The following is a 25,673-nucleotide window of genomic DNA, read 5'->3' on the forward strand; positions in this document are numbered from 1 at the left end:
CCACGGACGGTTTTTTTTGCACCTGATTGATACGGATCAAAGCGATTTCCCGGCCCCGCGCTATTGTGGTGATATCCATATTCCATTGGGGAAATCACCATGTCGTTTAAGCCCATCGCCCGCATGGTCGTCCTGGCCGCCATCACCTCCATGCCTGCCGTGGCCAACAGCCTGCGCCCCGAGCCCGTTTCTCCCATTCAGCCAGCGGAGGTCACCGAGCCCGAAAAAGTAGAGCTGGGCAAGCAGTTGTTTTTCGATCCGCGACTGTCCATGTCCGGGGTTATCTCCTGCAACACCTGCCACAACCTGTCCCTAGGGGGCACCGACAACCTTAAGACTTCTGTAGGACACCGCTGGCGTCCGGGGCCGGTCAATTCTCCCACGGTGTTCAATTCGAGCCTGTTTATTGCGCAGTTCTGGGACGGACGCGCAGCGGACTTGCAGGAACAGGCGGCCGGCCCGATCCAGGCCGATGTTGAGATGGCCATGCCGCACACCCTCGCGGTCAGCGTTATTGAGTCCATCCCGGGCTATGTACAGCAGTTCAACGACATTTACGGGGATAGGACCATCAACCTGGAACGCATTACCGAAGCCATTGCCCGTTTCGAGGAAACCCTGGTAACGCCCAACTCTCGCTTCGACCTCTGGCTGCGAGGCGATGACGATGCCATCATCGCCCAGGAATTACAGGGCTATGAGTTGTTCAAGAACCATGGCTGCGTGGCCTGCCACCACGGCCCAGCGCTGGGCGGCACCTCGTTCCAGAAAATGGGAGTTCTTGAGCCCTATACCAGCACATCCCCTGCACAGGGCCGCGCCGCCGTTACCGGAAAAGACGCGGACCGGTTCAGTTTCAAGGTGCCCACCTTGCGCAATGTGGAATTGACCTACCCCTATTTTCACGATGGTGAAGCGGAAACCCTGCATGAGGCCGTGGACATCATGGGGCGTTTGCAGCTCGGCCGACAATACCAGCCAGAGGAACTGGATGCGATGGTCGCGTTCCTGAAAACGCTGACCGGAGAGCGGCCAGAGATCAGCCTGCCCCTTTTACCCGCCTCCAGCGACGAGACCCCCAGACCAGAACCTTTTCGTTAAGTGTGGCCGTGGCTCCGGCTTACTTCAGGGAGTTGCCGGAGTCGCCGCACAATACCGGGCAATAAACTCAGCGTGCGTCGGCATATACTCGACCGAGGCCTTGATCACCTGGCGAATGCTGTCCAGGCGCCGAACGATCTCCTCCCGCGGCATGGTATCGACCACCGGGTGATAGCCGCGCGCCTGCAACCCCTGCCCGTGCATCACTTCCAGCCAACTGGTTTCGTTAAACAGCTCTTCCTGCTCGCGAAAGATCCGACCATTTTTCTGATACAGCGACATTTTCCGCTGCAGTGACTCGGGAACCGACATGTATCGACACGCGTTCCAAAACGGAGCGTCATCCCGGCGCGTAATGTGATAGTGCGCGATCAGGAAATCCCGGATGCGTTCAAACTCGACATCCGCCTGGCGGTTGTATTCATCGATATCTTCCTGATCGAAGTGGCAATCGGGAAAGAGGCTCATCAGGCGGGCAATGCCCGACTGCACCAAATGTATACTGGTGGACTCCAACGGTTCCATAAAACCACTGGCCAGGCCGAGCGCCACACAGTTGCGGTTCCAGAAGCGCTTGCGCTTACCGGTGGTAAACCTGAGTAGCCGGGGCTCGGCCAGCGGTTCTCCGTCGAGGTGCCGCAACAATATATGAGCGGCTTCGTCATCGCTCATATACTGGCTGCAATAGACGTGGCCATTGCCCGTGCGATGCTGAAGTGGAATACGCCACTGCCACCCGGCCGTATGCGCGGTAGAGCGTGTGTAAGGTAAAGGGTCGGCCACTTTGGCGCAGGGCACGGCGACCGCCCGATCACAGGGCAGCCAGTGACTCCAGTCCTCGTAGCCGGTGTGGAGTGCCTGCTCAATCAGCAGGCCGCGAAAACCGGAACAATCAATAAACAGGTCGCCCTCAATTTCTTCGCCATCATCCATTTGCACAGAGCGAATAAATCCATTGTCGGGGCTCAGGTGAACCTGGGCCACTTTTCCTTCGCGGCGCGACACGCCCCGCGCAATGGAAAAATCCCGCAAATACATGGCATAAAGTGCCGCATCAAAGTGAAAGGCGTAGGCGATGTTCGACAGCGGTGAGTTGCCAGCATCCACCGAGCGCATAAAGCGGCCCTGTTCGGCCGCGATACAATTGAGGGTGTAGGCATCAATGTTTGGAACCGCCCCCTCCCGGAACAGCTTCAACCAATAGTGGTGGAATGGTATGCCCTGCATGTCCCGGCCCACGCCACCAAAAGCGTGCAGGTAGCGCTCGCCTTTCTGCCCCCAGTCAACAAACTGGATACCCAGCTTGAAGGTGGCCTGGGTACGCCGGACGAACTCATCTTCATCAAGTTCGAGCAGCTGGTTGAATAACTGGATCTGCGGAATGGTGGCTTCGCCGACACCGACAGTCCCTATGGCATCGGACTCGATCAGCCGAATGTCGGCGTATCGGTTTTTAAGTACCTTGGACAAGGCCGCTGCCGCCATCCAGCCGGCCGTGCCACCGCCCACAATGACGATGCGGCGAATCAGGTTATCAGTCATGTTTCAATCGCACTTTCCGAAAAACGGGTGAGAGATAACAAAAGAGGAGCAGAAGGAAGCTTCAAAACACTTCCCCTGCTCCCCTTCCAGGCCTTTACGTCTCTCAGGCAAGAACCGGTTTTTCAGCAAAAGCCGGTTTAAGCATAGCCTCTAAAAAGAGGCTTTGACAATCAATGCCAAACGACGGTCGTTTACAAACCAGGACCGCCCCGTTTCACGACCCTCGCCATCGAGCATCATCAGCGTCTTGGTCTGGGTGTTCGCCAAGTTGGTCGCCTGCAGACCGATGGTGATGGAGTCGTTCACGTTATAGAACACCGAGCCGTCAAGGAAACCGGCATCGTCGTTCCAGATCGGCTGGCCACTGATCACATCCCGCGTGGTCACCAGATACTTGGAACGCCAGTTATAGGCAAGACGTGCCGCCCAGTCGCCTTTTTCATACATGACAACGAAGTTGGCCGTGTGCTTGGACTGTCCGCGCAGTGGCAAACCTTCCAGCATACTCAAATCCACAGGCTCCAGACCGACCTGGGGCGTTTCCTGAGGGTCATCCCCTTCCGGATCAGTGACGGGATCGGTATTGCTGGAGAAATTCGGAATCCCTTCGGATTCGATGAACGTATAGTTGGCCTGAATACCGAAACCATTCCACGGCTCGGGCAGCATGTCGTAGAACTGCTGATAGGCCAGCTCGACCCCTTGCAACGACCCTTTTTCACCATTGCGTGTGGTGGTGAACTCCACGGACTGAGTCACCCCGGTATGTGGGTTGGTGAAGGTGCGGGGCAAGGCCCCTTCGATAAAGAAGTTTTTCAGATCTTTATAGAAGAGGCTGGCCGTTACTGAACCGACAGGCGCAAAATACCATTCCAGAGAGGCGTCCCACTGGATGGACTCCATCGGTTGCAGCCCGGGGTTGCCACCACTGCCAGTCCACACCACATCGCCAACGCTGATGATATTGATGGCATCATCCTCAGGCCCCGGCTCCACCGGGGCGTCGTCGCCAGCGGTTTGGCGGGTGACATTGATGGGACGAGTGCCAAGCACCGCCTGATTGCGCACTTCAGACATATCCGGCAATGCAATCGCTTTGGACACGGCGAAGCGGCTGATCAAGTCATCGGTCAGCTCCACCTTCAGGTTAAAGCTGGGCAGGAAGCCATCCCAGTCGGCCGAATTTTCCAGAGCCTCGAAGGTATCATTTCCGAAGTTCTTTTCCTCGTCGGTCAGCCAGTTGTTGGCGTCGCGGGAGTAAGCGGTCAACTGATTAACCTCGTCCAGCCAGGCCTGTTCGCTCTCGAACAAACCGGGATCGAACGGCCCCACTTGCTCCTCGGCCCACTTGCGAATCGCGCCGCTGTTGGACAGATCCGTCGGCGCGCCATCCGGATAGGTTCGCCCAATCAAGTCGGGAAATTGAACCGAACCAATGGCTTCACGTGTCAGCTCGACGTACCGTACACCGATATTACCGTTGAAACGAATCGCAGAGGCATCAGAACCAAAATCCAGCCGCACGTAAGCCGCCTTGTTGGTTTCCGTGGTGTCATAGACCTCATCGGGTGAGAAATAGGTGCCCGGGATCACATCTTCACGCGTGGCATAAGGCTCCCAAATGCCCTCATCGTCCGGGTTACTTTGTGGGAGCTGGCGATAGCCGTCGATCACATCCTTAACCAGCTGTTCGCTCGGGAAGATGAAGCCGTCACCAGGGATGTTAACCACATCACCTCGCTGGAAATCAGACCAGTCGACGTACTCGAAACCATCTATCAGGTCCGGGTTTTCTGACAACCATTGCGCACCGCCACCGCTGCCCCACTCAGCACCCAGAGTGCCCCAGTTATACGAGGTTGCGCGCACAATTTGCTGCCGCTCCGCGTAACGCACACCCGCCTTCACCGAGCGCAACAGCGGACTGTTATCAAAGAAGTGCGTCATATCAAAACGCGTGGCGCGCAGCTCGCCTTCGGAGCGCTCGTAGTGATCCATTGCGGACCGCAACCAATAGGAATCCAGATCCTGGAAATAATTGGCATCGCCGTCCGGGTCATTGGAAAAGCCGGGGAAATCCGAAGCGTACCACTCAGGGAACGAATCGCGGCGACCGTCCCAGGGCTCAATGATCGTCAGGCGCGGCGTGCTGCCGGACGCGTCGAAGTTTTGCAGAGCATAGAAACCACTGGCGATTTGCAAGTCATCGTCGTCGGTGGTGGCGTCCACAAATTGCAAGTCGCCTTCAAACTCCCAGGCATCACGGGGGGTCCACTTCACATTAAAACTCAGATCGTCCACGATGGTACGGGTGTCTTTGTAACGAGTATCGGCCTGGAACTTCTGCCCAAAGTAGTCGTTTTCACCCACATATTGGTCCGGGGCCGAGCCGTCGCCTCCCCAGCCGCGCGGCACACGCCCTTCGCCACCGCGCCAGCCACCGCCATCGGTAATGTAGCCGGACTGGAAGATGCCCATGTCATCAAAGACGAACTCGGTACCGGGGTACGGGCGCGCACGCCGGTTCTCGGTCACGGTGCCATCGTCCGCCTCGTCACCGTAACCGCCCTGATATTTGATGGCATTTTCTTTCCAGCTCAACCGCGCATCTGAGCGAATGAACTCCGCCGTTGCCTCCAGGGTCTCGTCGGGGCTGGCCCACTGAAACGCCGAAGCGAAACCTTTCCGTACCCGCTCATCCTGTTTAGTAAAGAAGTTGGAACCGTTGGTCATCCAGACCTGGTTATCAACCCCGCCATAACTGTGGGTAATATCCGATGGCGCGCCCAGAATATCGGCGTCGTACCGGACGTAGGCGTCACTTTGAATACCGTGGGATTCACCAATCAATTCGGAGTAGGAGCCACTGATCAAAAAGCCGAATTCTCCGAGGTTCTCCGTCAACCAACGGTTACTATAAAGGAGGGAGTATGTGGGAGAGGCTTCTTCGGCCATATCCCCGTAGGACACATCCGCATTAAACGCGATCATTTGCCCGTCCTGGTCGAACGGCTTGCGGGTGCGCAAACTGACCGTGCCCCCAATGCCGCCCTCGATCATATCGGCGGACTGGTTCTTGTACAGATCAACACCCGCCATCAATTCCGGAGGGACGTCCTGAAAGTTGAGGCCGCGCCCGGAGTTGGCGGTGAACGAGTCCCGACCATTGAACTCGCTGCGCGTAGCGCTCATACCGCGAATGACAGCACCACTGCCCTCCACACCAAAGTGATCCGGATCATCCGGTGCCTGAAAACGCTCAATGGAGACCCCGGGCATCCGCTGCATGGCTTCAAGGACGCTGCGGTCGGGCAGAGACCCGATATCTTCGGCGGAAATTGCATCCACGAAGGTGTCGGCGTTGCGTTTGATATCCTGCGCATTCTCCAGATTCTGGCGAACGCCGCTGACCACAATTTCTTCCAGAGCGGTAGCGTCTTCAGACTCGGATTGAGCCAATGACGGTGAACTGGCGGCCATGACACACATGGCAAGCATTGACTTGCGGAAGGTCATAGCTCTCTTGCTGTTTTCGCGATAAACCATAGCGCTTTACCCCATTGTTATTATTGACACAGTCTCGAGTGGCTGTCGTCGTCGCGAACGACGGCCCGCGAACTAACCTGAATTCGGTGATGACGTCGCTATCGAGTCACTCAAAAGCATCCAAACGCCATTACTGGTCATCTACCGTGCTGCGAGGACGCACTGTCGGGAGCTGTCCGTTTATTGTAATAGTCATTCAGACCACTATTGAGATAGTGCATGATGCGCCACTAATAGTCAAATAGTAAATTAGCAAAAATGTCGTCTGTGTTCACTCGCCTCTCAAAGGGCTCTTGGACGTTTATTTCATGAACTATGGCGAGCGATGCTCGTCATCTTATGAACCTCCTGAAAAGATTAATCATACAAATAAAGGTAAAGACTCGACCTTTAGGGCATGCCCCGATATAATCCCGCCTCCGCTGCCTTGTCCTTAATAGAGAGGATTAACGGACAGTTCAGCGCAGAACGCCTACTTTTTCATTGATAATCGGGATGGTGCCGTGGCCACAACCAACTCTTCCACACAGCGTCCACACAGCCGCGTTGAACCGCTGAATGAGCCGGATAACGTTCTTCCCGGCCTGTCGATTGATAACCTGGTCTTCGGCCTGGATCACGGTCAGCTCAAGATCATGCTGGTAAAGCACAACATTGGCCCCGGCAAGGGGAAATGGGCGTTGCCCGGTGGTTTTATCAAGCACGATGAAAACCTGCGCGACGCGGCTGCCCGACTGCTCAATGAACTGACCGGGGTACACGACTTGTACCTCGAGCAATTGAAAACCTTCGGGCGAGTGGATCGCTTCCCCAACGAGCGGGTGGTCACCATTGCTTACTATGCGCTGGTCAGCGCCGAAGACTACACGCTGGTGGCCGGTCGGAATACGTCCGATGCCACCTGGTTCGACGCCAATGACCTGCCCGATCTGATTTACGACCACTCGGAAATTGTGGAACACGGCCTGGGCTTCCTGCGCCACAAGGTCTGTCACGAGCCCATCGGTTTCAACCTGCTGCCGGAGAAGTTCACGCTCCTGCAGCTGCAGGAGTTGTACGAAGCCATTCTGGATGTGAAGCTGGACAAGCCCAACTTCCGCCGCAAGATGATGAAGATGAACCTGCTCGCGTCCTGCAACGAAAAACAAAAAGGCGTACCCCACCGCGCGGCCAACCTGTATCGGTTTGACTCAGCCGCCTATCAGCGCTTGACCGAAAAGGGCTTCTCGTTCGAATTCTGACCAGCACTGTCAGGCTTCAGCAAGAGACGACTTATTGCGTAAATAGCGACAAGTCAATGGCTTCGGCCATGGCACGATAACCCCTCTCGCTCAGATGCAAACCATCGCCGCTGTCGTAGTCGGGCTTCAGCTGATTGGGGTTCTCGGGGTCGCTGACCGCGGCGGCAAAATCAATCACCGCATCGAACTCGCCGCCGTGACGAATCCAGTGATTAATTGTATTGACCGCCTCAAGACTGCCGCGGCTCTCGTAGCCTGACCCTTTTATCGGCGTCAGGGTGGCCCCATAAACCTTGATGCCCGCCGCTTGTGCCCGGCGGATCATATCCTGGTACTCGGCAATAACCTCCTCTGCTTTTTCAGCGGTGCCCTGGCCACCAATATCATTGATGCCCTCGAGAATGATCAACCACTTCACGCCTTTCTGATTGAGCACATCACGCTCAAAACGGTCCTTACCTGCCGGCCCCAGGCAAGGCCGGGTAAGACAGTTCCCGCCAATGCCCTGATTGAGCACGCCAACGTTCTGCGTGGCCCGGTTTTGCTGTAAACGGTTCGCCAGTTCATCCGGCCAGCGATTTTGCTGATTGGTCCCCGAGCCGCGACCATCGGTAATGGAGTCGCCCATAATCGCCACCGCAGCGGTCTCTTTCGGCGCCTGAACCTCCAGACCCGAGATAATGTACCAGTGGTCCGTCGCTGCCGCTTGTTTCATGGACGGGACCTTAACATCCCCACCCGCAACAATATAAGACGTTGTTCTCGAACCAGGATGGCCGGTAATGCCCTCGGGCACCTGGCCAAAGGTGATGGTCACCGCCAATTCGGACAGCGCTTCAACCGAAAACACCACAGCATCACTGTAAACGGCGCTGCCCGGCGCTATGGTGACGGAGTCACTGCCGTCAAACGTCAGAGGCTGGCTCGAAGCGACATCTATTGCGTCAAGCCCGACCGATGCGGCAAGAGACACACGCTTTAGGGTAACCGGCGACTCGCTGAACTCATTGGAAAAGCGCATCCGCAGCTCGTTCCCACCGATGGACACCCGAAACACCTGACGCAGCGTATTGCCTTCCAGCCCGGGCGCGGGCGGATTGTTCCTGGGCTCTGTCAGTTGGGGCGCCGTTGACCAACTCCCCACCCAATGTGTTTGTGGGACGGCCGTATCCGTGGCGATAGTTTGTTCTGTGTGGCTGGCCAAGCAACCTGCGCCGAGCAGGGCAAGCGTTACAATGGCCAGGCACAGGCGGTACGATAAACGCATCACTGTCCTCCCGATGATTTGCGGAAACCCTTCGCTACGACCTCGTCTACCAAATCGCGATGTGTTGGGACGGCGCTCAGGGCGTTGCGGCTTTGCTGACGAATGCTTTCAAATTCCTCCTTTGCACCATCGTAAAAGCGCAAAGCCCCGGCACGGGCGGTGATGTCCGTTTTAAATCCCATGCCGTAAAGAATGTATTGCCAGCTGTTTTCATCAAAGATGTCATGACTGGCATCAATATCGAGAAACGACGGCGGCCGGTGCCGCCACTGCTCGAGCTTGCCCTTCAGGTAATCGGACGCTGAGGACGCTTCACGGTTGTCCCGCCAGAAGGCCGTATCCGTCCTTTGACTCAAATAGTAGTGAAGTTTGATAAAGTCAATGACATGCTCGAAGCGCTTTGTCATCGCCGTATTGAACTGCCTGGCCGAACGCTCGTAATCACCTGACCAGGGGAAAAGGTTACAGAGCATAAGCGCCGCCACTTCGGCAAAGCTGATGCCGGTCGCCTCCAATGGTTCGACAAACCCGACCGACAAGCCAATCCCGACACAGTTTTTGTGCCACTGGATTTTTCGGAACCCAGCCTCGAACGACAGTTGTCGATGTTTCAGGTCATTCGCCGCAGGCCCTATGTACCGCTTTAACGTTTCCAGCGCATCTTCATCACTGCAGTGGTTGGACGAATACACATAGCCGATACCGCGACGGGCATGTAATCCGATATCCCAAACCCAGCCGGCGCTTTGCGCAGTGGCATAAGTGCAGGAAGGAATCGGCGCACCCGGCCGCTCATAGGGCACCCGCATAGCCACGGCACGGTCACAAAAAAGCTGATCTTTGTACGAGGTAAACTCCGACCCCAGGGCCTCACCGATCAATCGCGCCCGGAATCCGCTGCAATCAATATACAGGTCGGCCTTGAGCTCGCCATGAGCACGCCCTTGAACGGAGGCGATAGCCCCGTTTTCATCAAGCGTCACATCATCGATTGTGTCGATCAGACGCTTTACGCCCATGTCCATTGCGCGGCGACGCACAACCTGGGCCAGCTTGCCTGAATCGAAGTGGTAGGCGTAGTTCAGTGGCGCACTGTAATTGGGGTGGGTAATCAGTTTCGGAGCCAGCTTCGCTTCCACGGCACGCTCTTGCACCGTACAGGCCTCCGCCCAGGGCACATCGCCGGCGACGCCCAGCAGCCAGTAAGGCAAAAGATCCATATCCGTGTGCTGAGAACTGACCTGGAAGGGATGGAAATAGGTGTCATCCGGCGTCTCCGCCGGATTTCGTTTCCAGTTATTGAACCGGATGCCCTGTTTGAAAGTGGCGTCCGCATCGCGGATTAATTCACTTTCATCCAACCCAATCCGACTCAGGGTTTTTCGAATAATGGGAAAGGTACCCTCGCCGACGCCGACGGTACCAATCTCATCGGATTCAACCAGCGTGATCGAAACCCCGCCCGGGGTATCCGCCGCCAGCATCCTCGCCATGTAAGCGGCGCTGATCCAGCCTGCGGTTCCACCCCCAACGATCAGGACGCTCTTGCTCATCTTGGCCCCTCTTAGTCATTCCTGATTAGTCAAGTCTGTTCAAGAGCGTCCCTTATGACCTCCTGTGAAGTCAATGGCCTCGTTAGAACTCAACTCCCAAATGTAAGCTGATGCGGCGGTCCGTCACAAAGACGGCGCGATCAACAAAGCGTCCCTCCAGGATTTCCATCTCGGTCCTCTGGTCCTCGTCAGTAATGTTTTGCACATTCAGCTTGATATTGACCGAGTCGGTCAACTGGTAAGCAATACTGCCGTCAAGCCGACCGGACGCCGCCGCATAGACCGGCAGCCCAAACTGAATATCCTGCCCGCCAAATGGATCGGCGTACACGTTGGTCGTGCCGGAATCGTTGGTGGTCGTCAGATAGCGGTCACGCCAGTTCCAGGACAAACGCGCACTGAATTTTTCCCAGTCGTAGAGCAGGGTCGTTGAGTAGGCCCACTCCGACAATCCAATGACTGGCACACTGAGTTCGTCTCCATTGATATCCAGGGCAAACGCATCGGGGGAGTCGTTATCGATGTAAGTGACGTTTGCATCGATACCGAACCCGCTCAGCCAGCCCGGAAGCGCATCAAAATACGTTCTCCCACCGAGTTCAAAACCTTGAATGATCGTCTCTTCCTCGGCATTGAAGTTGGTCCGGCTGGCGACCATTCCATCAAGAAAGGTGCTGCTGCCACCATTAATCGGCCTTGTTTGCGGGTAAGACCCTTCGGAGAAGAAGTCATTCGCAGGGGCCGAAAAATTATTGAACGTCACGTAATTGTCGATGGTCTTGTGGAACAACGACAAGTGCACCGACGAGCCTTGACGCGGATACCACTCGAACGAGAGGTCGTGATTCAACGAAATTTCCGGTTCCAGATACGGGTTGCCCGTCTCATTGTTATAGCCGGCGAAAATCTCGGGAATGGACACATCATCGTCCGGGTAAAGCGCTGCCAAGTCGTTGTTAAAGGGGTTTTCCGTGGTCTGGACACTCGCGGTGCCCTGAGCCCGGATGTCGGGGTAGCGCGGCGGCGTCAGCGTTCGGGTCAGGGCGTAACGCATAACCCAGTTCTCGGCCGGCTCGAACTTGATATTGAACGATGGCAGGAAGTAATCCTTGGAGAAACTGCCTTCACGTCCTGTTTCATAGCCAACACTTTCCTGGGTAAGCGGAGGCAGACCATCATTGTCTTCCTGCCAGGCCTGCACGTTCTCGATACCCCCCATGGCCTCAATTGACGCCTCGGCGTCCTCCAGGCTGGCATAGTAGTTCGCACCGCCGTTGTAGGTGAAGTTGCCCGCGCTTTCGATGTCGTAGTCAACCCAGCGTACACCGATATTACCGCTGAAGTTCAAGAACCAGGACTCGCTGTCGTTCGCAAAACCCAGCATGGCATGGGCCGAGCGCGTATTGTGTTTCGTCGTGTAGAAGGACGGCAACTGGTCGAAGTTGGGGTTCGGTGGATTGCCGTAAAGGTAAAGGCTCTCTTCCGGGTTGTTACACTGGTAGTAGAGGTCTGGAGCACAAGCAGCGTAGGTGTTCACAACACGCTCGAACTGATCGGCTGCATTCACCTGGTCAGTCCCGATCCAAACACTGCCAAGAGGCGGGACCTCGCCCTTGAAGAAATCCGAGAACTCTTCAAGGTAGAAGTCGCCTTCTGGAGCCGTGGATACGTAGGGCCGCGGCACAGGGGGTGTCCAGCCGCGCCCAGTGGCCGACCACCAGGTACCGACAAAACTATCGGTTTCTTCACGGTTCGCCGCGCGCGCGCCCACCGCGAGCTTTTTGAAGAAACCTTCACTGATATCGAAGTTCGCATCGACTTGAATCGCATGCGATTCGCCCTCATTCGACATATTCAGCCAGTTGATGCGGGACAACCCCGTCTGCGCCGGATCTTCCACAAGTGGGGTTGTGAAGCTGGCTCTCGGACGATCACCGGACATGTCCATGTTGGTCCGGGGGATTGCCGAAAGAACGGCGCTGCCAAGGCTGTACTTACCCGAACTCGACTCGGCCTTAACATACTGGTAGCTGGCGCTCAGGTCCCAGCCGTCGTCCTCGTATTTGAAGCCGGTACTGTGATCGGCCGTCCGGCCAAACCCGGGGGTGAAGCTGGAGTTTGACGTCACATTAAGACCGGCGAAATTATTATTGGAAATGCCACCCCTGATAAATACACCCCGATCATCGAATTCGGCACCGTCATAAGCAGCATAGGTCACTGCCACATCATCGGCCAATGCCAGGATCTGGCTGTCACGGTCGCTCTCCCGCTCCGAGATAAAGGTGGTGTGGAAGAACTCCAGCTTATCATCTGGCCGCCACTGGAGGGCACCGTAATACCCTTTCCGAACGCGCTCGAACTGATCCTGCGTATAACGCACACCGCCGGGCACATAGACCCGCTCACCATTGTAGTCGGACGCATAATAGGGAGGAACGATGATATTACTGTCGTGCGATGAGATCTTTGAATAAGCGACATCAAGCAGAACACCAACTTCGCCGATGCCCGTATCAAAGCGATTCGAGACCATGGCCGAACCCGCAGGCGTGAAATCTTCGGAGTAATCGCCATAACTCCCGGAAATCGCCGCATTGGCCTTGAAGCCATCGAAATCGAACGGCATGTGTGTCTCCAGGTTGACGGTACCGGAAACACCCCCCTCAATCAGATCGGCGCGGCTCGCCTTGTAGACCGTAACCGCCTTGAGCAGCTCAGGGCCGACATCCGCCCAGCTCAGGCCGGATCCGCCATTGGCCGAGAACACTTCCCGCCCATTGATCAATGTCTTGGTTTTGTTCAAGCCGCGCACCTGGATGCCCGAGCCTTCGAACGCAAAGCCATCCGGGGAGCCTTCGCTGCCAGCGCGAACCCGGTTCATGGTAACGCCCGGCGAGCGCTCCAGGATTTCCAACAGTGAAGTACTGGGCACTTTGCCAGCCTCGTCCAGGACGATGGAATCGGCAATCGTATCTGAAGCACGCTTGAGCTCAATGGCGCTCTCCAGCGATTGCCGCTGGCCAGTGACCGTAATTTCTTCAAGCCCCATGTTGCTGTTATTTTGTGACGGCTCTTCGCCAACGCTTTGCGCCCATGCCGGCGAAGCACAAGTCATTATGGCTGCAGCCAGCAGGGAGCGCCGGAAAGATGGCGTGGCGCGACCGGTGGTTACTGAGTTTCTACGGGAATACGACGGGATCTCTTTCATTATTTTTAGGGCCATCGTTACCGACGGCCTCTCCTCTTCGCTGTTTGCCACTCAAGCCTTTTCGGAACGTCCGGCAGGCAATCTGGTGACGTGATTATTCGTGACCTCCCGGGCATTTCCGGGGCTAAATACTGCGACCAATAAATAGTTGCATGGACTATTTGCTAATGTCAACATACTTGTATACATGTGCTCAATATTATTGTATTACCATAAACTAGGAAATTTTAATGTTTTTAGAGTCAGATAAAAGCAAGATGGCCGACAATCGGGACAGATCGCTAAAAATATGACTGAAAGAACTTTTCGTTCAAGATTTACAGTTTGCGAAATTCCGCCGATCATCCATTGGCCGACATTCACCGAAAGCTTCGAAACAAAATACCGACGCGGACGCAAATCACCATGGCTCGTTGATGCCTCTACCGTTTTCGACTTCACCCGTGACTCTATTTTCGCCCTTGTAATCCATCCCGGACTCATTTAATCTTATTGTTTTTTTGACTAGAAGAGATTCGGGCCCTCAAACCCTACGTTCAAGTGATGATGTCATTATGCTGACAACCCGTTTCCTGACCCGCACTTTATTGGGCGGCCTGCTCGCTTTCACCGTGACCGGAGCACTGGCTCTGGAAGGGCCCTCCTACGTCCGTCACACGACCACCGAGGGCTCGCTCAAGCTGGTGAGCACAGACCATCTGTCCAACCTTTACGTGGACCCGCAGGACGACCCGGGCGTGATCCGCGCGGTACGGGATCTGCGCGCCGATATCCAGCGCGTCGCCGGCCAACAGCCTCAGATAGTGCACACCGCGAGCGGCCTCGGCCAGCAGGGCGTGATTATCGGTGTACTGGGCCAGAGCACGCTGCTCGACCAACTGGTAGAGAGCGGCAAACTCGACCCGTCTGCCATTGGAGGCCAGTGGGACGCCTACCATATGGAAGTGGTGGAACAACCGCTCCCGGGGCTGGAGCGTGCACTGGTGATCGCCGGTGCGAACAAGCGCGGCGCCATTTATGGCGTATACGATGTGTCCGAACAGATTGGTGTGTCACCCTGGCACTGGTTCGCCGATGTGCCCGCTCAGCGGCACGACGCGCTCTTCATTGACGGCGACCTGATGATTCAGGATCAGCCCAAGGTCAAATACCGTGGCATCTTCATCAACGACGAGGCGCCCGCCCTCACCGGTTGGGTGCAAAAGCATTACGGCGACTACAACCACGAATTCTACGAACACGTCTTCGAATTAATTCTCCGCCTGAAAGGCAACTTTCTGTGGCCCGCCATGTGGAACAACGCCTTCGCCGACGACGACCCCCAGAACATGATTCTGGCGGACGAGTACGGCATTGTGATGAGCACCTCCCACCACGAGCCCATGATGCGGGCCGACAAAGAGTGGAATCGCTATGGCGAAGGCCCCTGGGAGTATTCCACCAACCCAGAAAACCTCTACAACTTTTGGGTGGACGGCGCCAGGCGGAACCAGCCCTACGAGAGCATCTACACCCTGGGCATGCGCGGCCAGGCCGACACGCCCATGAGCGAGGGACAGAACATCGGCCTGCTGGAGAAAATCGTGCACGATCAGCGCGAAATCCTGAGTAACGTGTTCGAAAAACCGCTGGAGGAAATCCCGCAAGTCTGGGCGCTTTACAAAGAAGTACAAGACTTCTATGAGAGCGGCATGCGCGTCCCCGACGATGTTACCCTGCTCTGGGCTGACGACAATTGGGGCAACATCCGCCGCCTGCCCACACCCGAGGAGCGCGACCGCTCGGGTGGTGCCGGGGTTTACTACCATTTCGACTACGTAGGCGGCCCACGCTCCTATCGCTGGATTAACGTCACGCCCATTGCCAAGGTGTGGGAGCAAATGAACCTGGCGTATCGCTACGAAGCCAACCGGATCTGGATCGTGAACGTGGGCGATATCAAGCCGATGGAATTCCCCACCGAATTTTTCCTGCGTATGGCCTGGGACCCCGAATATTGGAACCGCGAGCGTATCGAGGAATTTGGTGTGCGCTGGGCTGCCCGTGAATTCGGCAGCGAGCACGCTGAAGCCATTGCGCAGCTGGTCTCCGACTACAGCCGCCACAATGGTCGCCGTCGCCCCGAACAGCAAAGTGCGGACACCTATAGTGTGCTGCACTACCGCGAAGCTGAACGTATTGAGGCAGAGCTCTCCGACATGGTCGAGCGTGCCAATTCGATTTACACCCAACTGCCAGAAGAACGCCAGGATGCTTTTGACCAACTGGTCCGGCACCTGGTCCGTGCCAGTGCCAACCTCACTCGCCTGTATATTGACCAGGCGCGCAACCATCTCTACGCCACTCAGGGACGAAGCACGGCTAATGAGTACGGCGCCAGCGCCCGCGCACGCTTTGAGCACGATGCGGAACTGGAAGCGCACTATCATCAGGACATCAGCGACGGCAAGTGGGACCGTATGATGTCCCAGACCCGCATTGGCTACACCCACTGGAATAACCCACCGGCCAACACCGCGCCGTTGATTTACGATTATCAGCCTCATGATCAGCCGGATATGGGCGTTGCGGTGGAAGGAACCGCACGAGCCTGGCCGACACCGGGCACTTATGCGTTGCCCGCTTTCAGCCCCTACGGGCAGTCAGAACGTCGCATCACCGTTTACAATCGCGGTACCCAGCCTTTCGACTTTACCGCCACCCCCAGTCAGGACTGGATTCGGGTGAGCGAGACGTCCGGCGCCGTTAGCGAAAGCACTGACCTGCAAGTGAGCATCGACTGGGACAAAATACCCGCTGGCACCCATACCGGAGAGGTATTTGTGCAGGGCACAGGCTGGGGCGGCACACGCGTGCAAATCGAGGCCTTCCGGCCCACCCGCGAAGTAGCGGCTGAAATGAAGGGGTTCGTGGAAGCCGACGGATACATCAGCATCGAAGCCGCCCATTTTCAGCGCCAACAGGCACGCGATGGCATTGCGTGGGCGACGATCCCGCTGCACGGACGGACTCAATCATCCATCAGTACTTTCCCCGTTTCGGATAAAACGTTTGCAGAACCAGCCAAAGGGCCTTATGTTGAATATGACATTTACCTGTTTTCCGCCGGAGAGATTCAGGTGCACGGGCTGTTTGCCCCCAGCTTGAATATTGCACAGGGACGCGGGCTGCGTTACGCCATCGCCCTGGACGACCACCCACCGCAGGTGGTGGATATCCTGGAAGACAGCAGCCAGCAGGCCTGGGAAACCGCCGTCAGCGACGGGGTACGCCGCTCAGTCACCACGTTTAACGTGGCGCAGCCGGGGCCACATCGGCTGCGCATATACCGCGTGGACCCGGCGGTGACCTTGCAAAAGCTGATCATTGACACGGGCGGATTACAGCCGAGCTACCTCGGTCCCCCGGAATCCGAGACGTTATGATGCGAAGCGTTTATGAAGCAACGCCTTATGAAACAAGAAGCAGGAACACTATGAAAATTACCGACGCCAAGGTCATTCTGACTTGTCCGGGACGCAACTTCGTGACGGTGAAGCTCATCACGGAAGACGGCCTGTACGGTATTGGCGACGCCACGCTGAATGGCCGTGAAAAATCCGTCGTCTCCTACCTGGAAGACTATGTGCTGCCCTCACTGATTGGGCGGGATGCACAACGCATCGAAGACATCTGGCAGTTTATCTACCGTGGCCCTTACTGGCGCCGTGGCCCTGTAGGCATGACCGCGCTTGCCGGCATCGACGTTGCACTGTGGGACATTAAAGCCAAAGCGGCCAACATGCCTTTGTACCAGCTGCTGGGCGGGCGCAGCCGTGATCGCATCATGACCTACACCCACGCCAACGGTGAAGACCTCGATGCCACGCTGTCTGCGGTGGAACAAGCCCGCGCCCAGGGGTATCAAGCCATTCGTGTGCAGTGCGGTATTCCCGGCATCGACAAAGTGTACGGGGTCCCCAAAGGCGGCAAGGCCTATGAGCCGGCCGACACGGATTTGCCAGCCGAAGAGAGTTGGTCCACGCACAAATACCTCAATTTCGTTCCCCAGGTATTTGAGGCCGTACGTAAGGAATTCGGGCCAGACCTGCACTTACTGCACGATGTTCACCACCGGCTGACGCCCATCGAAGCCGCGAGGCTGGGGCAGGCGCTGGAACCCTACCATTTGTTCTGGATGGAGGACGCGGTGGCCGCGGAAAACCAGGATATGTTTCGCTTGATCCGCCAGCACACCACCACGCCGCTGGCGGTCGGCGAAGTGTTCAACAGCATTCACGATTGCCGCGAGTTGATTCAAAACCAGTTGATCGACTACATCCGCACCAGCGTGGTTCACGCCGGAGGGATTACCCATATGCGTCGCATCGCCGACTTTGCCAGCCTGTGGGGGGTGCGCACCGGCAGCCACGGAGCGACCGACTTGTCTCCAGTGTGCATGGGTGCCGCCCTGCACTTCGACTACTGGGTGCCCAACTTCGGCATCCAGGAGCATATGGCGCACAGCGACTTGATGGAGTCTGTGTTCACCCGCGCCTATACCTTTGAAGACGGATACTTCACGCCCGGAGAAATACCGGGGCACGGCGTGGATATCAATGAAGAAGAGGCGGAGAAGTACCCCTACAAGCGGGCCAGCCTCCCCGTAAACCGACTGGAAGACGGCACGTTGTGGCACTGGTAACACCAGCCACCCGACCTTCCCGATGTTAGACCTCAACAGAGAGATTTGATTGTGACCGACAGCACCTTGAAGTCAAAGACGACATTCGCTTCCGCCCCACTGGTGTCACATATGTACACCGCTGACCCTTCGGCCCATGTCTTTGAGGGAAAAATCTACATTTACCCTTCGCACGATATTGAGGGCGGTGTGCCTTTTAACGACGATGGGTCTCACTTCCAGATGCAGGACTACCATGTGTTCTCTATGGACGAGCCGTTTGGTGAGGTCACCGATCACGGCTTGGCCCTGTCAGTGGGTGATGTGCCTTGGGCCGAGCGACAAATGTGGGCTCCGGACTGCACCGAGAAAGACGGGAAATACTATTTTTATTTCCCAGCCAAAACCGCCTCAGGTGTGTTCAAATTGGGCGTAGCGATCGGTGATAAACCTTACGGCCCCTTCATCCCTCAGCCGGAACCCATCAAAGGCAGCTCCAGCATTGATCCTGCCGTTTATAAAGACGGCGATGACTACTATTTATACTGGGGGGGTATCTGGGGCGGTCAATTGCAACGCTGGACGACCGGTGAATACTCCGATCAAGACCAGTATCCGTCAGACGACGAACCAGCGTTGTGCGGAAAAATAGCCAAACTAAGAGACGACATGCTGGAGTTTTCCGAGGCACCTCGGGATGTTGTGATATTGGATGAAAATGGACAGCCATTAACAACCGGTGACAATGAACGCCGCTTCTTTGAAGCGCCGTGGGTACATAAGTACAACGGTACCTACTATTTTTCGTACAGTACGGGCGATACCCACAATATCTGCTACGCCACGGGTGATAATCCCTACGGCCCGTTCACGTATCGCGGCATTATGCTGGAGCCGGTACTGGGCTGGACCAATCACCATTCAGTGGTCGAGAAAGACGGGAAGTATTACCTCTTCTATCACGACTGTGAAATATCGGGTGGTGAAACGCACCTGCGCAATATCAAGATGGCCGAACTGATTCACAACGAAGACGGGTCTATTCAAACCGTAAACGCCTTCGCCGAATAATGCAGAAAGCGCAATGGAGGATACGTGCAAGCACGTACCCTCCATTTCGGCAAAAACCTATTTCTTTTTCGCCAATGGATTGGGAAGGTCGGTGATCGTTCCTGCCGCCAGCTCCCCGGCCAGACCGATGGTTTCGTGCAACGTCGGATGCGCGTGTACCGTCAGCGCCAGGTCTTCCGCCGAGGCGCCGAATTCCAGCGCCAGACTGAGTTCACCCAGCAACTCGCCCGCATTGAGCCCCACGATACCCGCCCCCAACAGCTGATCGTTCTCCTTGCGATAGATCAGCTTGGTTTTGCCCTCGCTGCGACCCGCGCCCAGCGCTCGTCCGCTGGCGGACCAGGGGAACACCGCCGTGCGGTACTCGACCTCATTTTCTTTGGCCTCTTTCTCCGTCATTCCCACCCAGGCCACTTCCGGATCTGTGTAGGCGATGGAGGGAATGCAGCGCGGCTCAACGTGTTTGTGGCCAGCGATAATTTCCGCTGCCGCGTGGCCTTCGTGACTGGCTTTGTGAGCCAGCATGGGTTGGCCAATAATATCGCCGATAGCGTAGATATGCGGCACACGGGTTTGCAGGTTGTGGTTGGTGCTGATGAAGCCGCGCTCGTCCACCTCGATGCCCGCCTTGTCGGCGCCGATTTTTTTACCATTGGGCGCACGCCCCACCGCCACCAGAATCGCATCGTAGTTTTCTGGTTTCTCCGGCGCATTCTTGCCTTCAAAAGTGACTTTCAAAGCGCTTTTGTTGGCTTTCACCTCCGTTACTTTGGTAGAGAGCATCACGTTGAAACGGTCTTTGTTGTATTTGCTGTAGACTTGCATCAAGTCCTTGTCGGCGGCGGGGATCAGCTGATCGGCAAATTCCACCACACTGACTTCACTGCCCAGGGCTTTGTACACCGTCGCCATTTCCAGGCCAATGATGCCACCGCCGATCACCAGCAGCTTTTTCGGAATCTCATACAGCTCCAATGCATCGGTGGAATCCCAGACCCGCGGATCGTCGTGAGGAATAAACGGCAGCTTCACCGCTTGTGAACCCGCGGCAATAATCGCTTGCTTGAATTCCACTTCCGTCGTTTTACCCTCGTGGGTCACCGCCAGTTTGTGGTCGTTTACAAATTCACCCACACCCTGCAACACCGTGACCTTACGCTGTTTGGCCATACCAGCCACACCTTGGGTCAGCTTGCCCACCACGCCTTCTTTGAACTGGCGAATGCCGTCGAGGTCAATCTTCGGCTTGCCAAAGCTCACGCCAATTTCTTCGCCGTGAGTGCCTTCATTGATTACCTGCGCAACATGCAGCAGCGCCTTGGAAGGAATACAACCCACGTTCAGACAGACGCCACCCAGCGAGGGGTAACGCTCCACGAGCGTCACCGCCATCCCCAGATCCGCTGCCCGAAACGCGGCTGAATATCCACCCACGCCACCACCCAGTACCAATACTTCGGTTTCCTGCACTTTGGTTTCCTGAACATCTGCCACGTACACTACCTCCTGATCGGCAGGCTCCCACTCTCTGGAGGGCGCCTGAAAGGAATTACCGGAAATGAATCCTCGATACTAATGACTCAGCCACCAAAAGCCAATAAACTGGCGCAAACCCGACGAGTAACCCCGTAAAATGGCAGCGATAAGGCCGTGAATGAGCGATAACCGCGGACAATTCTCCTCCAAAATCGGCTTCCTGATGGCCGCCACCGGCTCGGCGGTCGGTCTGGGCAACATCTGGGGCTTCCCGACCCAGGCGGCCAGCAATGGCGGTGGTGCCTTTCTGCTCGCCTACCTGGTGCTGGCCTTCCTGCTCGCGTATCCCGCACTCATGTCCGAACTGGTTATCGGACGCCACGCACGCGCCAACATCGTCACCGCTCTGGACGAGCTGGGGCAAACCCGTTCCACCAAACGCCTCGGTCGGGCGGTAGGCTACTACGGCGTTCTGGTAGCCGGACTGATTCTCAGCTTTTATGCCATTGTCGCCGGGTGGATGTTGTCCGAATTCGGCCAATCCGTTTCACAACTGATTGGCTGGCACACCGCCGAAACCTGGCTGAGCAGCGACTCCCTGCTGCGCCATTTGCTAATGTGCGCCCTCTTTATCGTACTGACCGTTGCCATTATTGCCCGTGGCGTCGAAGCCGGCATTGAAAGCTGGTCCACCCGCTTAATGCCGCTATTGATTGTTATCCTGGCGGGATTGATTGTGTACGTTCTCACCCAGCCCGGAGCCATCGAAGGCCTGAAGAACTATCTGATCCCTGATTTCACGCAGCTCACCCGGCCCAGCCTGTTATTGAGCGCCCTGGGGCAAGCGTTCTTTTCACTGTCTCTCGGCGTGGGCACCATGCTGATTTATGGCTCTTATTTGCGCAAAGACGACAGCCTGCCGCGTATGGGCGCGGGCGTCACCTTGCTCGACACCGGTATCGCCTTCACGGCAGGTCTGCTGATTTTGCCCGCCATGTACGTGGCCCAGGCCCAGGGTATTGCCATCTACGGCGACAACGGTGAACTGCTCGCCGGCCCTGGCTTGATCTTCCAGGTTCTGCCGAGCCTGTTCGCCACCATGGGAAACGTCGGCGTGTGGCTCAGTATCGCCTTTTTTGCGCTAATGAGCATCGCGGCGCTAACCTCATCGATCTCCATGCTCGAAGCCCCGGTTTCCGTGGTCACCGAACGGACCGCGCTCAAACGCGTCGGAGCAGCCTGGCTGATGGGGGGCATCATTTTCACCGTCAGCACAATCATTGTGCTCAATATGGAACGGCTGTTTGATCGGGTGGTCTCTCTGACCACCGAGTACAGCCAGCCGTTACTCGGCATTGCCCTGTGCCTTTTCGTCGGCTGGATTATGAAGCGCAACCAGTTGCTCAATGAACTCAGGGCGGGCCACCGCGATATCGAACACAGCCTGTTCTGGAAAATCTGGCCCTTCTATGTGCGCTTTATTTGCCCGGTGCTGATTCTTCTGGCCTTCACTCAGAGCCTGCGATGAATATCGATCTCGATCCCCAGGAACTCCTGGACACTATCAACCAAACCATGCCCTTCGGAAAATACCAGGGCCGCAAATTGCTGGAACTTCCGGAACCCTACCTGGTATGGTTCCACGGGCAGGGGTTTCCCAACAGCAAGCTGGGTCGGCAACTGGCTCTTATGTACGAAATCAAGGTGAACGGATTGGAAGAGATGTTACACACATTGCAAGGGGGGCGCGTATGAACGCGGCGAACCGCATTCCTCTGAAAACGCCGGAGGAACTCGCGCTGATGCGGGAATCCGGTCGCCTGCTGGCTTCCGTGTTCGCGTTTCTGGACGGCGAAATCCGGGCAGGCATGAGCACGATGGATATCAATACACTGGTGGAAGACTACATCGTCAACACCCTCCACGCCCGTCCCGCCAGCAAAGGACAGTACGATTACCCCTTTGTGCTCAACACCTCGCCCAACCAGGTCGTGTGCCACGGCATGCCTTCGGATACCCAGAAACTGGCGTCCGGGGACATTATCAACCTGGATATCACGCTGGAGAAAAACGGGTTCATCGCCGACTCCAGCAAGATGTACCTCATTGGCCAGGTCTCACCGCTGGCGCAGCGCTTGGTGAATAAAACCTACGAGGCCATGTGGCAGGGCATACGCCAGGTTCGCCCCGGCGCGACACTGGGTGATATCGGCCACGCCATTGAACAGTATGCCCGACAAAACGGTTACTCCGTGGTGCGTGAATACTGCGGCCACGGCATTGGCCGGGAGATGCACGAAAACCCACAGGTGCTGCATTTTGGGGTTCCCGGGAAAGGCGTCGTGCTGCAGGAAGGCATGACGTTTACCATTGAGCCGATGATCAATCAGGGCAAGGCCAAGACCAAAACCAAACGCGACGGCTGGACGGTGGTGACCGCCGACAAAAAGCTCTCGGCGCAATGGGAGCACACCATTGCAGTGACGGCCGATGGCTACGAGATACTCACGCTGCGCGAGGAAGAAAACGATAAGTTGACAGTGTAACCGCGAGCGTGGGATTGCACACGGTTACGCGGCAATCCGTTGGCGGCGCTGCCAGAAACCATGACGGGAAAAGCGGCTTGCCTGCCGATACAAACTGGCACGCAAGCCGATGCAGTGATTAAACTGTTCAAACACTCTCGCCTGATAATCCTCAAGGGCGCAAGCGTCCCCGTGGTTCCAGTCCATTAACGCCTCACCTGCCAGCCGACCTTGAATCAGCGATTTGGTAACCCCCGCCGACGTAATGGAGTCGTAGCTGCTCGCCGCATCGCCCACCGCCAGCCAACGCTCTCCCACACAGCCGCTGAGAATGGCGGAAGTGGCAAACGTCGTGCGAACCCCGCATTCTGGCCACTCGCATCCACCACAAAATCTGCCTCTGTGGCGACGTCGCCTTTGGCCGTATGAAAGGTCAGCTGGTAACCCTTTGCGTTAGCGTGCACCTGCCGTAGCGTGTGCTCGGGGCAGAGGCGAGCGCCTCGCTCTAAAACCAATTGACGCAAACCCGCCTCGAATTGCTCACGGTTCAGGTGATAACCCGTCCCGTGAGGGTCTAGGAGAAAATCATTGGCCACCACCTCTTCAGTGGACCACACCGACAAACTGCCCGCACACGGCAGATGCACATCCGGGCGTAGCACCGAGGCCGCGCCCAAACGATTCAGTTCGCCGTAAGCTACCGGTGGCAGTGTTTCACCGACCGTCCAACGTTGCCCCGGTCGCCGATAGTACAAAGTCACGACCACATCATTCGTCGCGCACTGCAATATCGACAACGCCGTGGCCACGCCTGCCGGTCCGGCGCCGATAATGGCCACATTGAGCATCAGGCAGGCCCGCAGTCCGTCGGCGCCTTGTACCCGGGCACCTCTGCCGTCGGCCAAGGCTCCACGGTTTGCCCCTCGGTGTCGAACAGGCTCGACACTTCCAGGAACTTGTCGCTGCCGTATGCCCGCCCTGTTCGGCGGGAATTTGCGTGCCCTGGATAATGAAGCCGACTTTTTGCCAGTTCTCCACGAAATCGAAGTAGCACTGGTAGCGGCCTTCCTGTTGCGGGTAACCACTTTCGGTCCCGTGGCCTTCATTACCACGGACGCTGAACACCTGCCCGCCCAAGCGCCACTGTTTCCCGTCAAACGTGCATTGGTTTGCCGGATACACCGTCACCGGCCGTTGTGCCGGCCAGGACCAGTACAGCGTGTTGTTGCCCGGCGGGTTAGGGTCCGGCGTGTGTGTGGCACAACTGTTGTAGTCGGTGTGCCAGGGCAACGACATGAATTTGCATAAATCCCCCGGCTCAACCGGACTGGACCTGAGTGGTACATAGCCTTCCTTCAGAAACGGTTGCCCAGACAGTTTTCCAGCGCCACCTGGTCCAGTTGCTCGCCCTCGCCCATCGCCGGCGCCTCGGTCACATATTTTCCGTCATACCACTGCATCAATAAAAAATATTGCGTCGGCGTCAGGCTCAGGAAACTGCGCATGGCATCGCCCAGAGCCAGGGGCATTTTTACGCCTTTTTTGTCCTCGCCCGGATTATTGGGATCTCGAATCAGACTGGTCAGATTGGGAATTTTCTCTTTGGGGTTATCGCCGGGTTTGATCGACGCCACAAAATTATGACCATTGACACCGCCGCTGGGCAGATTGGTATTCCAGCGCTGCAATAATGCACCGTGGAAAATGGGCATCACGTGCTCGTCGAACGACGCCTTGAACGAAGGGTCATACTGCTTGTTGTGGTAGAGCGCTGGTGCCAGTGCCAACTGCTCGACCCATGTTCCGTAGATATCATCCCAGCAGGAAACAATATTTCGGGTTTGCGGCGCGTAACCTGGATCTGTGCAGACCACCCAGCCGTGTACCGCCGGCACGACGGAACCGTCATCAAACACGATCGCCGCCGTCACCGGGCCATCGGAGGTATCATCGAACCAGCCGTTGTTATCAATGGCATCGCCCAGCGCCGGGGGTTTACCATTGCGAATAATGCCGCTGGCTTTTCCCGTAGCCTCCGATGATGAGTAAACGCCCGGTGCCTTTTTCAATGCGCATCTCCCCCAGTGAATCAATCGCGCCACGGGGGTTGTACATCGTGAAATGGTCGTCAGGAAAACTGAACGGATAATCGCTCACCGTTTCGATACGCCCACTGTCGGAGACGTAGCTGGCCGGCGTACTCGCGGTAAACTCAACAGGTCCGTACTGGCCCGCCGCTACCGACAGCGCACGCGGTCCTGCATCGATGATCAGCTCCCGCAGGCGATTCGTCGCATCGGCGCCACCGGGAATGTCCGGGTTGCGCAGCGGCGGTGTCTGATTGTTCTCGTAAGCGGCCACGCCCTCCTCTTCGCCATTGGCACTGGTAATGCGGTAGTTATTGGCTTTTTTATTCGCCAGGTGCACCTGCCAGATAATGTCCTTGATGACCTTTCCATCCAGGCGGTCACCCACAT

Annotated in this window: 18 protein-coding genes and 1 pseudogene; 9 read left to right on the plus strand and 10 right to left on the minus strand. The window is 56.7% G+C overall.

What is annotated here, in order from left to right:
* Window positions 1-99: 99 nt before the first annotated feature.
* Window positions 100-1,101, plus strand: a complete 1,002-nt coding sequence (locus ACQCLF_RS02840) for a cytochrome-c peroxidase (protein WP_426984801.1) — start codon at window positions 100-102, stop codon at window positions 1,099-1,101.
* 24 nt (window positions 1,102-1,125) lie between these two features.
* Here ACQCLF_RS02840 and ACQCLF_RS02845 read toward each other — a convergent pair whose 3' ends face one another.
* Window positions 1,126-2,643, minus strand: a complete 1,518-nt coding sequence (locus tag ACQCLF_RS02845; RefSeq protein WP_426984802.1) for a tryptophan halogenase family protein — start codon at window positions 2,641-2,643, stop codon at window positions 1,126-1,128.
* Between the two features lie 150 nt (window positions 2,644-2,793).
* Window positions 2,794-6,189 (minus strand): TonB-dependent receptor, encoded by a 3,396-nt coding sequence (locus ACQCLF_RS02850; protein ID WP_426984803.1) that lies wholly within the window; start codon window positions 6,187-6,189, stop codon window positions 2,794-2,796.
* Between the two features lie 503 nt (window positions 6,190-6,692).
* Here ACQCLF_RS02850 and ACQCLF_RS02855 point away from each other — a divergent pair.
* On the plus strand, window positions 6,693-7,430 hold the full coding sequence (locus ACQCLF_RS02855; RefSeq protein WP_426984804.1) for an NUDIX hydrolase: 738 nt from the start codon (window positions 6,693-6,695) through the stop codon (window positions 7,428-7,430).
* 31 nt (window positions 7,431-7,461) lie between these two features.
* Here the strand turns inward: ACQCLF_RS02855 and ACQCLF_RS02860 are convergent, their stop codons facing one another.
* From ACQCLF_RS02860 to ACQCLF_RS02870, 3 genes are all read right to left on the minus strand, one after another.
* Window positions 7,462-8,697: an SGNH/GDSL hydrolase family protein gene (locus ACQCLF_RS02860; RefSeq protein ID WP_426984805.1), complete on the minus strand. Its 1,236-nt coding sequence runs from the start codon at window positions 8,695-8,697 to the stop codon at window positions 7,462-7,464.
* The gene (locus ACQCLF_RS02865) at window positions 8,697-10,250 is read right to left on the minus strand and encodes a tryptophan halogenase family protein (protein WP_426984806.1); all 1,554 of its coding nucleotides are present in this window, start codon (window positions 10,248-10,250) and stop codon (window positions 8,697-8,699) included. Before ACQCLF_RS02865 ends, ACQCLF_RS02860 begins: the two co-directional genes overlap by 1 nt.
* 82 nt (window positions 10,251-10,332) lie before the next feature.
* On the minus strand, window positions 10,333-13,368 hold the full coding sequence (locus tag ACQCLF_RS02870; RefSeq protein ID WP_426984807.1) for a TonB-dependent receptor: 3,036 nt from the start codon (window positions 13,366-13,368) through the stop codon (window positions 10,333-10,335).
* Window position 13,369: 1 nt separating this feature from the next.
* On the opposite strand from ACQCLF_RS02870, the gene ACQCLF_RS02875 reads away from it, so the two are divergent.
* From ACQCLF_RS02875 to ACQCLF_RS02890, 4 genes are all read left to right on the plus strand, one after another.
* The gene (locus tag ACQCLF_RS02875) at window positions 13,370-13,555 is read left to right on the plus strand and encodes a hypothetical protein (protein ID WP_426984808.1); all 186 of its coding nucleotides are present in this window, start codon (window positions 13,370-13,372) and stop codon (window positions 13,553-13,555) included.
* Window positions 13,556-14,015: 460 nt separating this feature from the next.
* Window positions 14,016-16,886: a glycosyl hydrolase 115 family protein gene (locus tag ACQCLF_RS02880; RefSeq protein WP_426984809.1), complete on the plus strand. Its 2,871-nt coding sequence runs from the start codon at window positions 14,016-14,018 to the stop codon at window positions 16,884-16,886.
* A 50-nt stretch (window positions 16,887-16,936) separates the two neighbouring features.
* Window positions 16,937-18,145, plus strand: coding sequence for a D-mannonate dehydratase ManD (manD, locus tag ACQCLF_RS02885; protein WP_426984810.1), 1,209 nt, complete (start codon window positions 16,937-16,939; stop codon window positions 18,143-18,145).
* A gap of 111 nt (window positions 18,146-18,256) precedes the next feature.
* Window positions 18,257-19,195: a glycoside hydrolase family 43 protein gene (locus ACQCLF_RS02890; protein ID WP_426984811.1), complete on the plus strand. Its 939-nt coding sequence runs from the start codon at window positions 18,257-18,259 to the stop codon at window positions 19,193-19,195.
* Between the two features lie 57 nt (window positions 19,196-19,252).
* Here the strand turns inward: ACQCLF_RS02890 and lpdA are convergent, their stop codons facing one another.
* Window positions 19,253-20,689 carry a dihydrolipoyl dehydrogenase gene (lpdA, locus tag ACQCLF_RS02895; protein ID WP_426984812.1) on the minus strand — a complete coding sequence of 479 codons (1,437 nt, stop codon included), beginning with the start codon at window positions 20,687-20,689 and terminating at the stop codon, window positions 19,253-19,255.
* A 160-nt stretch (window positions 20,690-20,849) separates the two neighbouring features.
* Here lpdA and ACQCLF_RS02900 point away from each other — a divergent pair, with 160 nt between their 5' ends.
* From ACQCLF_RS02900 to map, 3 genes are read left to right on the plus strand one after another with little or no spacing between them, the layout of a single operon-like run.
* Window positions 20,850-22,199, plus strand: coding sequence for a sodium-dependent transporter (locus tag ACQCLF_RS02900; RefSeq protein ID WP_426984813.1), 1,350 nt, complete (start codon window positions 20,850-20,852; stop codon window positions 22,197-22,199).
* The gene (locus ACQCLF_RS02905) at window positions 22,196-22,426 is read left to right on the plus strand and encodes a DUF3820 family protein (RefSeq protein ID WP_426984814.1); all 231 of its coding nucleotides are present in this window, start codon (window positions 22,196-22,198) and stop codon (window positions 22,424-22,426) included. Before ACQCLF_RS02900 ends, ACQCLF_RS02905 begins: the two co-directional genes overlap by 4 nt.
* Window positions 22,423-23,217, plus strand: coding sequence for a type I methionyl aminopeptidase (gene map, locus ACQCLF_RS02910; RefSeq protein WP_426984815.1), 795 nt, complete (start codon window positions 22,423-22,425; stop codon window positions 23,215-23,217). Before ACQCLF_RS02905 ends, map begins: the two co-directional genes overlap by 4 nt.
* 24 nt (window positions 23,218-23,241) lie before the next feature.
* On the opposite strand, the gene ACQCLF_RS02915 is transcribed toward map, so the two are convergent.
* The 4 genes and pseudogenes from ACQCLF_RS02915 to ACQCLF_RS02930 form a co-directional block, all read right to left on the minus strand.
* Window positions 23,242-23,403 (minus strand): hypothetical protein, encoded by a 162-nt coding sequence (locus tag ACQCLF_RS02915; RefSeq protein WP_426984816.1) that lies wholly within the window; start codon window positions 23,401-23,403, stop codon window positions 23,242-23,244.
* A 29-nt stretch (window positions 23,404-23,432) separates the two neighbouring features.
* The gene (locus ACQCLF_RS02920) at window positions 23,433-24,101 is read right to left on the minus strand and encodes an NAD(P)/FAD-dependent oxidoreductase (protein ID WP_426984817.1); all 669 of its coding nucleotides are present in this window, start codon (window positions 24,099-24,101) and stop codon (window positions 23,433-23,435) included.
* 403 nt (window positions 24,102-24,504) lie between these two features.
* Window positions 24,505-25,298 (minus strand): annotated as a pseudogene (locus tag ACQCLF_RS02925) (LodA/GoxA family CTQ-dependent oxidase); the annotation flags it as partial.
* Window positions 25,192-25,671 carry a LodA/GoxA family CTQ-dependent oxidase gene (locus ACQCLF_RS02930; protein WP_426984818.1) on the minus strand — a complete coding sequence of 160 codons (480 nt, stop codon included), beginning with the start codon at window positions 25,669-25,671 and terminating at the stop codon, window positions 25,192-25,194. The gene ACQCLF_RS02930 and the pseudogene ACQCLF_RS02925, both read right to left, overlap by 107 nt.
* Window positions 25,672-25,673 lie beyond the last annotated feature (2 nt).

Origin of the sequence: Marinimicrobium sp. ARAG 43.8 (assembly GCF_050113635.1) — a bacterium.
Classification (GTDB): domain Bacteria; phylum Pseudomonadota; class Gammaproteobacteria; order Pseudomonadales; family Cellvibrionaceae; genus Marinimicrobium.

Bases quoted from the DNA above. Each gene is read 5' to 3' on its own strand.
- ACQCLF_RS02880 (WP_426984809.1), top strand. From the start codon at position 14,016: ATGCTGACAACCCGTTTCCTGACCCGCACTTTATTGGGCGGCCTGCTC.
- ACQCLF_RS02860 (WP_426984805.1), bottom strand. From the start codon at position 8,697: ATGCGTTTATCGTACCGCCTGTGCCTGGCCATTGTAACGCTTGCCCTG.
- ACQCLF_RS02890 (WP_426984811.1), top strand. From the start codon at position 18,257: ATGTACACCGCTGACCCTTCGGCCCATGTCTTTGAGGGAAAAATCTAC.
- manD (WP_426984810.1), top strand. From the start codon at position 16,937: ATGAAAATTACCGACGCCAAGGTCATTCTGACTTGTCCGGGACGCAAC.
- ACQCLF_RS02840 (WP_426984801.1), top strand. From the start codon at position 100: ATGTCGTTTAAGCCCATCGCCCGCATGGTCGTCCTGGCCGCCATCACC.
- ACQCLF_RS02850 (WP_426984803.1), bottom strand. From the start codon at position 6,189: ATGGTTTATCGCGAAAACAGCAAGAGAGCTATGACCTTCCGCAAGTCA.
- ACQCLF_RS02845 (WP_426984802.1), bottom strand. From the start codon at position 2,643: ATGACTGATAACCTGATTCGCCGCATCGTCATTGTGGGCGGTGGCACG.
- ACQCLF_RS02870 (WP_426984807.1), bottom strand. From the start codon at position 13,368: ATGACTTGTGCTTCGCCGGCATGGGCGCAAAGCGTTGGCGAAGAGCCG.
- ACQCLF_RS02905 (WP_426984814.1), top strand. From the start codon at position 22,196: ATGAATATCGATCTCGATCCCCAGGAACTCCTGGACACTATCAACCAA.
- map (WP_426984815.1), top strand. From the start codon at position 22,423: ATGAACGCGGCGAACCGCATTCCTCTGAAAACGCCGGAGGAACTCGCG.
- ACQCLF_RS02875 (WP_426984808.1), top strand. From the start codon at position 13,370: ATGGCTGCAGCCAGCAGGGAGCGCCGGAAAGATGGCGTGGCGCGACCG.
- ACQCLF_RS02900 (WP_426984813.1), top strand. From the start codon at position 20,850: ATGAGCGATAACCGCGGACAATTCTCCTCCAAAATCGGCTTCCTGATG.
- ACQCLF_RS02865 (WP_426984806.1), bottom strand. From the start codon at position 10,250: ATGAGCAAGAGCGTCCTGATCGTTGGGGGTGGAACCGCAGGCTGGATC.
- ACQCLF_RS02915 (WP_426984816.1), bottom strand. From the start codon at position 23,403: ATGGACTGGAACCACGGGGACGCTTGCGCCCTTGAGGATTATCAGGCG.